This is a genomic window from Peptoniphilus sp. (assembly GCF_050943655.1).
In the GTDB taxonomy this organism is placed as follows: Bacteria; Bacillota; Clostridia; order Tissierellales; family Peptoniphilaceae; genus Peptoniphilus_A.
This window is the reverse complement of the sequence record NZ_JBMNPQ010000065.1, coordinates 1-8,202: the sequence shown is the minus strand read 5'-3', so window position 1 is coordinate 8,202 and position 8,202 is coordinate 1. Positions and strand designations below refer to the sequence as shown.

At 32.7% G+C, this 8,202-nt stretch carries 6 protein-coding genes; all 6 read right to left on the bottom strand.

Annotation, left to right across the window (positions count from 1 at the left end; all coding sequences use genetic code 11):
• The coding region (locus ACOX6R_RS06370) for a chromosome segregation SMC family protein (RefSeq protein WP_433448428.1) at window positions 1–1,278 on the bottom strand (1,278 nt) is incomplete at its 3' end.
• On the bottom strand, window positions 1,269–2,336 hold the full coding sequence (locus ACOX6R_RS06365; RefSeq protein WP_433448426.1) for an elongator complex protein 3: 1,068 nt from the start codon (window positions 2,334–2,336) through the stop codon (window positions 1,269–1,271). The genes ACOX6R_RS06370 and ACOX6R_RS06365, both read right to left, overlap by 10 nt.
• On the bottom strand, window positions 2,329–3,030 hold the full coding sequence (gene rnc / locus ACOX6R_RS06360) for a ribonuclease III (protein ID WP_433448424.1): 702 nt from the start codon (window positions 3,028–3,030) through the stop codon (window positions 2,329–2,331). Before rnc ends, ACOX6R_RS06365 begins: the two co-directional genes overlap by 8 nt.
• Before the next feature lie 6 nt (window positions 3,031–3,036).
• Window positions 3,037–3,264: an acyl carrier protein gene (gene acpP / locus ACOX6R_RS06355; RefSeq protein WP_433448422.1), complete on the bottom strand. Its 228-nt coding sequence runs from the start codon at window positions 3,262–3,264 to the stop codon at window positions 3,037–3,039.
• Window positions 3,264–4,253, bottom strand: a complete 990-nt coding sequence (gene plsX, locus ACOX6R_RS06350) for a phosphate acyltransferase PlsX (RefSeq protein ID WP_433448420.1) — start codon at window positions 4,251–4,253, stop codon at window positions 3,264–3,266. The genes acpP and plsX overlap by 1 nt, the downstream gene beginning before the upstream one ends.
• 169 nt (window positions 4,254–4,422) lie before the next feature.
• A complete protein-coding gene (nifJ, locus tag ACOX6R_RS06345; RefSeq protein ID WP_433448418.1) occupies window positions 4,423–7,962 on the bottom strand; it encodes a pyruvate:ferredoxin (flavodoxin) oxidoreductase in 3,540 nt (1,179 codons plus the stop codon).
• Between the last annotated feature and the right edge of the window lie 240 nt (window positions 7,963–8,202).

The window sequence follows — 8,202 nt, the reverse complement described above, 5'->3', positions numbered from 1 at the left end:
GAAGTTTGCAATATTATCTTCTATAGAAGCTCTTCTGTTGTTTTTGTCTTCTATCATTGTGCTCAAGGTTTCGTTTTTAAATTTAATATTTTGAATTTCATTTGATATTAAATTTTGATTTGAGCTCTTTTCTTTTTCACTTTTTTCTATTTGATTTATTTCACTGGATTTAATCTCAATAATACTTTTGATTTCTTTTATCTTCTCAAGTAGTGCATCTCTTTCTTCGTTAAGAGAATTCTTTTTGTTTAAAAGACTATCTAAATCCTCTTCGAATTTATCTATATTATTTCTTCGCTCTACTTCTTCATCTTGCATTCGCTCTAAATCTCTATTTAAAGATTTAATTTGCTCATCTAGAACGCTGGATTTCACCTTTAATTTTTCTAAAGTTTCACTTTTACTAGAAAGTTCTTCCTTCTTTTCTGAAAGTTCTTTAGTGTTTTCATCAATTAAAAGTTCAATTTCTGTTTTTTTACTTGAAAAATCATCTCTAGATTTTTGAAGCGATAAAAGTTCATCTTCTAATTTTGCAATTAAAGTTTTAAATTTTTCTACGTCTTCGTTTAATTCAAATATTTTTTTCGATACAAAGTTTAAATCAATCTCTTTTAATTTGTTGTAGTCTTCTAAATATTTAGTGGCCTTCTGAGATTGGCGCCTTAAACTTTCTTCTTGCTTAGAGATCTCTGAAAGTAAATCTTCAATTCTAATTAAATTCTCTTCAGTTTTTAATAATTTATTTTTTGATTGGACTTTTTTATATTTAAATTTGGAAATGCCGGCGGCTTCTTCAAATATTGCACGCCTATCTTCTGGTCTTGAACTTAATACGGACTCGATTTTACCTTGCCCAATTACAGAATATCCGTCTTTTCCAATCCCCGTATCCATAAATAGTTCCTTAATATCTTTTAGACGGCATTTCTTGTTATTTATTAAAAACTCACTTTCAAGAGACCTATACATTCTCCTTGTGACTGCAACTTCGTTATACGGAGTATCAAGTGTCCTATCAGTATTGTCAAAAACTATAGTGACCTCTGCCATTCCAAGAGGTTTTTTTGAATCAGTTCCCGAAAAAATTACATCCTCCATCTTGGAACCTCTTAGATTTTTAACAGAAGTCTCTCCCAAAACCCAAGTGATGGCATCGGTAATGTTACTCTTTCCACTTCCATTGGGACCAACTATTGCAGTAATAGATTCATTTAATTCAATTGTCGTCTTGTTTGCAAAAGATTTAAATCCCTGCATAGTAATTGATTTTAAGAACATTTATAACTCATCCTATAGTAATTTCTAATATCTATTAATTCTTCTCTTTTCGATAGAATTCTCACTGTATAATCATCTAAATTTTCTTCCATTAATTTTAAATTTTTTAAATTTAATTTGGAAATTATTTCTTCCTTGTTAGCTTTTTTCTGTCCACTAATATTTGAAATATTTTTCCCGTTGGCTTTAATTATAATTTCATCTTTAAGATTTTTGCTCTCTTTAAAATAATTTATAAGTGCCACTTTTATATAATATGACTCAACAAATTGTCTGTATGCTGGGTGAAATGCACCAGCAACCACATCTCCATCAAAATTTATATTGTCTGTTGCCTGAAGTCCAACCCTTATTACATTTATTCCATTTTTATAATAAATATCTAAAATATCGGCAACAATTGGTATGGACTCTTCTAGATCCAGTGACTTATATAAACCATGTTCATACTGAAAGTTTAGCGCTGTCTCTTTTATAACAAGTGTTGGATAAATCCTAACACAATATGGATTTAATTTTACAAACTCTCGCGCCGTATAAATAGACTTTTCATAATCGTCTCCAGGCAGTCCCACCATCTGTTGTAACCCAAGTTTAAATCCGTTTTCTTTAATTAATTTACTTGCTTCGTAAACAACCTCTTTGTTGTGACCGCGATTTGAAAGTTTTAAAACATCACTATCCAAACTTTGAACACCAAGTTCTATGATGTCGACAAGATTATCTTTTAAGTTTTCAAGTATTTCTAAATTTATAGCATCAGGCCTTGTAGAAAGTCTAATATAATTAACTAAGCCTTTTAATTTAAAATTCTTTGCAACTTCAAGAAGTTCTCTTTGTTTTTCTATTTCAATCGCAGTAAAGCTTCCACCATAAAAAGCGACCTCAACATTATCTTTTCTCTTAAAATAAGAAAGATATTCCAAAATAGTTTTTTCAACATCACTACTTGAAATATCCGTTGATGCACCAGTTATTTTTCTTTGATTGCAAAATACACAATCATTGGGACAACCAAAATGAGGAACAAAAATAGGAATTATATTTCTCTTAGACATTTTTGTTCCCCTCCAAATCATCCATTGCAGCTTTTGCTGCCATTTGTGTCGCCTTTTTCTTCGTCTTTCCAACGCCCTTTCCAACAATCTCATCATCTATTGACAAGTGACAATAGAATGTCTTGTCGTTGTCGGGCCCTTCTTCTTTTACTATTTCATACTTGCAGATTTTTCCATACTTCTGAGCAATTTCTTGAATCTCAGTTTTATAATCTCGACTTATAGTTTTTATTTCACTAACATTAATATGTGAACCAAACAGTTTAAGTACAAACTCTTCACATGTTTTAAATGAAGAGTCTAAATAAATAGCGCCAATTAGTGCCTCAAGAGCATCTGATGAAGTTGATTCTCTAAATCTTCCTCCATTTTTGATTTCACCGTTCCCAAAGTAGATCAAAGAGCCCAAGCCTATCTCCTTAGATATCTTAGAAAGCACATGTTCATTTACGCATTCGGATCTAATTTTAGATAGATACCCTTCTGATTCTTTTGGAAATGTCAAATATAAAAACTCACCTATCACGAGATCCAGTACTGCATCTCCCAAAAACTCTAATCTCTCATTGCTCTCGTAATGATGCATTTTATTTTCATTCACATAGGAACTGTGAGTGAGCGCTGTTTTTAATAAGTCAATGTTTTTAAAATAGTAGCCAATTTTTTCTTGAAATAAATCTAGTTTTTCGGCCATTTAAGATCACTGTTCAAGCTCTTCTATATAATCTATTACATCGCCTATTGTTTCGATGTTTTCTAAGTCTTCTTCTGATACTTCAATGTCAAATTCTTCCTCAATACTCATTATTAGTTCAACAAGCTCAATTGAGTCTGCATTTAAATCATCTTGAAAAGACATATTATCGTTTAGTTCGTCAACATCCATGTTAAAATGTTCTGCTATAAGTTTTAGAATATCTTCTCTCATTAATTTTCATCTCCCATTCTTTCTTTTATTTTATCAATAACATTATTTTTATTAATTTCGATTGCATATTTTGCAGCGTTCTTAATAGCCACACTATTTGAACTTCCGTGGGCCTTAACAATATTTCCATCAATACCAAGAAGTAGCGTTCCGCCAACTTCATTGGAATCCAATTGACTTAGTTTTGATTTCATTAAGGCAAATAATTCATGTTTTACATTTTCATCTAAATCTGATTTGTTAACTTCATTAAATAACATTTTAGTAATAAAGTTCGCTGTTCCTTCTATTCCCTTTAACAGAATATTACCAGCAAAGCCATCACAAACTACTAAGTCACAATCATTATTAGAAATATCTCTTGACTCAACATTTCCGCAGAAGTTAAGGTCTGATTCTTTTAATAATTTATATGTTTCTTTAGCTAAGCTATTTCCCTTGCCTTCTTCAAGTCCAATGTTTAATAGGCCTATTCTTGGGTTTTCAATCTTATATTGAGTTTCTAAAAATATTTTACCCAAATTTGCAAACTGTAAAAGAAGTTCAGGGCTTGTGTCCATATTTGCACCAGAGTCAATTACCATTGTCTTTGACTTAAGTCCTGGAATATAAACAGGAAGCACGCCTCTTTTTACTCCCTTTATTCTACCAACAATAAATAATCCACCTGCAAGCAAGGCTCCAGTACTTCCTGCAGAAATAAATGCATAATCTTTATTTTCTTTTAAAAGTTTAAGAGCAACTACTATTGAAGAATCCTTTTTTCTTCTAATTGCAAATGCAGGGTCTTCATTGTTTTCAATATTTTCTTTTGCATCGACAATTTCAATTCTGTCTCTATCGTATTCATTTTTTTCTAATACACTTTTAGCAAAGTCTTCATCGCCAACTAGTATTATATCTGTGTTAAATTCTTTGGAGGCTTCTAGGGCTCCCAATATTATTTCTTCGCGGTTGTCTCCGCCATTTATATCAAAAATTAATTTCATCTTTACCTCCTATAAGCCTTATCTTAATATATCTCAAAGTTTTAAAAAAATCAATAATTTATACTACACGAAGTATTAAGTTTAGTAAAGATTTTTATATAATAAAACGGCTCTCTCATAAAGAGAAAGCCGTAAACATTACATAAATATAAAATTTATACGATTTTAATTATTCTTCGTCTTCTTTTGCCATATTTAAATAGCTTTGGTATCTTTCCATAGCATTTTCTTCAGCTGCTTCGTAAAGTCTTTCTGCTCTTTCAGGGAATAGTTTCTTAAGTGAAGTGTATCTAACTTCTCCGTCAAGGAATTCTCTGTAAGATCTTGTAGGTTCTTTAGAATCTAGAATAAATGGATTCTTTCCTTCTTTCTTAAGTTCAGGATTGAATCTATATAGGTGCCAGTAACCTGATTCAACAGCTTTCTTTTCTTCTTCAATTGAGAAGCCCATACCAACTTTAATGCCGTGGTTGATACATGGAGCGTAGGCAATAATTAGAGAAGGACCATTGTATGCTTCTGCTTCTTTGATTGCTTTAAATGCTTGGTTTTTATCTGCACCAAGAGCAACTTGTGCAACATATACATAGCCGTAAGTTGTTGCCATTAGACCAAGGTCTTTTTTCTTAGTAACTTTACCAGATGCAGCAAATTGTGCTATTGCAGCTGTTGGAGTTGCTTTTGAAGCTTGACCACCAGTGTTTGAATAAACTTCTGTATCAAGTACAAGTACGTTTATATCTTCTCCAGATGCAAGAACATGGTCAAGTCCGCCGTATCCAATATCATATGCCCAGCCGTCTCCACCGATAATCCATTGACTCTTCTTAATTAGGAATTTTTCAAATCCTTTTAATGTATCAATGATTTCATCAGCCTTTTCGTCTCCAAAGTTTTTATCTAATACTTTTAGAACATCTGCTGTTGCAAGTTTAGATGACTTGTAGTCGTCTTTTCCGTCAACCCAAGCTTTAAATACTTTATTAGCTTCTTCGTCAACGCCAAGTTCAATAAATTCTTCCATTAGATTTTTAACTCTATCTCTAGTTTGAATTTGAGATACTGCCATACCAAATCCGTATTCTGCGTTATCTTCAAATAGAGAGTTTGCCCAAGATGGACCATTGCCACAAGAGTCTTTGCAATATGGCATTGAAGGAGCTGAACCTCCCCAAATTGAAGTACATCCTGTAGCATTAGCAATGCTCATTCTGTCTCCAAATAATTGTGTAACTAATTTAACATAAGGTGTTTCTCCACAACCAGCACATGCTCCTGAGAATTCAAGATATGGTGTTTGGAATTGAGAGTTCTTAAAGTTATTAGGTTCAATTTTGTCTTCTTTTGAAGATACATAATTAGATGCATATTCCCAGTTAATTACTTGTTTGTGAATTTCATCTTCGTATGGGCTCATAACTAGAGCTTTTTCTTTTGCTGGACAAACTTGTGCACAGTTACCACAACCTGTACAGTCAAGTGGTGAGATTTGAATTCTGTATTCATAATCTTTTAGGTCTTTTCCTAGAGCTTTCTTAGTTTCAAATGTTGAAGGTGCTTCAGCTTTTTCTTCTTCATCAAGTAAGAAAGGTCTAATTACAGCGTGTGGACATACAAGTGAACATTGGTTACATTGGATACAGTTTTCAATCTTCCAGTGAGGAACATTTACAGCTATACCTCTCTTTTCGTAACGGCTTGTTCCAGATGGGAATGTACCATCTTCCATTCCAACAAATGCAGATACAGGTAGATCATTACCTTCTTGTCTGTTCATTGGGATTAGAATGTTATTAATAAAATCAGGTGCTCCTGGAATTTTGCTTTCAACTGTTGCATCAGCATCTTTCCAAGAATCTTTAACTTCAACTTTAACTAAAGCTTCGATTCCTTCGTCAACTGCTTTATAGTTCATTTGAACTATATCGTCACCTTTTGCACCGTAATCTTTTACGATAGCTTCTTTTAGAAGTTTAGTAGCTTGTTCAATAGGTAGAACTTGAGATAGTTTAAAGAATGCAGATTGCATTACCATATTAGTTCTTCCACCAAGTCCAATTTCAGATGCTATCTTAGTTGCGTTAATGATATAGAATTCAATATCATTGTCTGCAATATATTTCTTCATATATCCTGGAAGGTGTTCTTCTAATTCATCTTCAGACCAAACAGTGTTTAGTAAGAATTTTCCACCTTTTTTAAGTCCTCTAAGTAGGTTATATGAATATACATAAGATTGTTTAGAGCAAGATATAAAATCAGTTTCTGTCAATAGATATGTTGATGTAATTCTATTTTCTCCAAATCTTAAGTGAGACATTGTAACTCCACCAGATTTTTTAGAGTCATAGTCAAAATATCCTTGAGCATACATATCTGTGTTGTCGCCGATAATCTTAATTGCAGATTTGTTAGCTCCAACTGTTCCGTCAGATCCGAATCCCCAGAATTTACATCTGATAGTTCCCTTAGGTTCAGTAGTAATAGTTCTGTTGATTGGAAGTGATTTGTTAGTTACATCGTCAACAATTCCGATTGTAAAGTCATTCTTTGGTTCGTCTGATTTTAAATTATCAAATACAGATAGAATATCAGTTGGGTTAGTGTCCTTAGAACCTAGTCCGTAGATACCGCCAACGATTAGTGGTTTATTTTCTTTTTCGTAGAATACATTTCTAACATCAAGGTAAAGAGGTTGTCCATCTGCACCTTTTTCTTTAGTTCTATCTAGAACTGCAATTCTTTCTACAGTTTCAGGAATTGCTTTTAGTAAGTGTTCTACTGAGAAAGGTCTATATAGGTGAACTTTAACAAGTCCAGTTTTTTGTCCTTCTGCATTTAAGAAGTCAACAACTTCTTCAATAGTTTCTGTAACAGAACCCATTGCAATGATAATATCAGTTGCTTCTTCATCTCCATAATATGTGAATAGATCATATTTTCTTCCAGTTAAGTCAGAAATTTGTTTCATGTAATCTTCAGTAATTCCAACTATGTCAGTGTAGAATCTATTTGAAGCTTCTATTTCTTGGAAATAAATATCTGGGTTTTGAGCTGTACCTCTGATTTCTGGATCAGATGGGTTTAATGCTCTTTCTTTAAATGCTTTAACAGCATCTTTATCAACTAATTTTGCTAAATCATCATAATCAAGTACTTCGATCTTTTGAATTTCGTGAGATGTTCTAAATCCATCAAAGAAGTGAACGAAAGGTACTCTTCCTTTAATTGCAGATAAGTGTGCAACTCCAGCTAAGTCCATAGCTTCTTGAACTGAGCCTGATGCAAGCATAGCAAAACCTGATGCACGTGCTGCCATAACGTCTTGGTGGTCACCAAAGATTGAAAGTGCGTGAGATGCAAGTGCTCTTGCTGCTACGTGGAATACTCCAGGTAGTAATTCTCCTGCAATTTTATACATATTTGGTAACATAAGTAATAATCCTTGTGAAGCTGTATAAGTAGATGTTAATGAACCAGCTTGTAATGCACCGTGTACTGCACCTGCTGCCCCACCTTCTGATTGAAGTTCTTTAACCATAACTTCTTGACCAAAAATGTTTTTTCTGCCATGTGATGCCCAAGCATCAATATGTTCAGCCATTGGTGAAGAAGGAGTAATTGGATAAATACATGCCACATCGGAAAAAGCATAAGCTACGTGAGCAGCTGCTTCGTTTCCATCCATTGTTTTAAATGTTTTTGCCATTTTTGCCTCCTAAATTTATAAGTTTATTAATATAAAACAACCATACTATATATAATTATAGGTCTTATTAATAAATAATTCAATAATATATTAGAAATAAATTTTCTCTAATTATTGCAATTAGTGGATTGTGGAAGATATTCCACTTAGTGGAATTAAGGTTTTATCGTGCCCCAATTATTAATAAATATGAATTGATTATAAAAACTAATAAGAAAAGCAATTTAAAAATTATTTAAA

What these genes read in the sequence shown, in the direction of transcription:
- plsX (WP_433448420.1), bottom strand. Translation starts at nt 4,253, where the DNA reads ATGAAATTAATTTTTGATATAAATGGCGGAGACAACCGCGAAGAAATA.
- rnc (WP_433448424.1), bottom strand. Translation starts at nt 3,030, where the DNA reads ATGGCCGAAAAACTAGATTTATTTCAAGAAAAAATTGGCTACTATTTT.
- nifJ (WP_433448418.1), bottom strand. Translation starts at nt 7,962, where the DNA reads ATGGCAAAAACATTTAAAACAATGGATGGAAACGAAGCAGCTGCTCAC.
- ACOX6R_RS06365 (WP_433448426.1), bottom strand. Translation starts at nt 2,336, where the DNA reads ATGTCTAAGAGAAATATAATTCCTATTTTTGTTCCTCATTTTGGTTGT.
- acpP (WP_433448422.1), bottom strand. Translation starts at nt 3,264, where the DNA reads ATGAGAGAAGATATTCTAAAACTTATAGCAGAACATTTTAACATGGAT.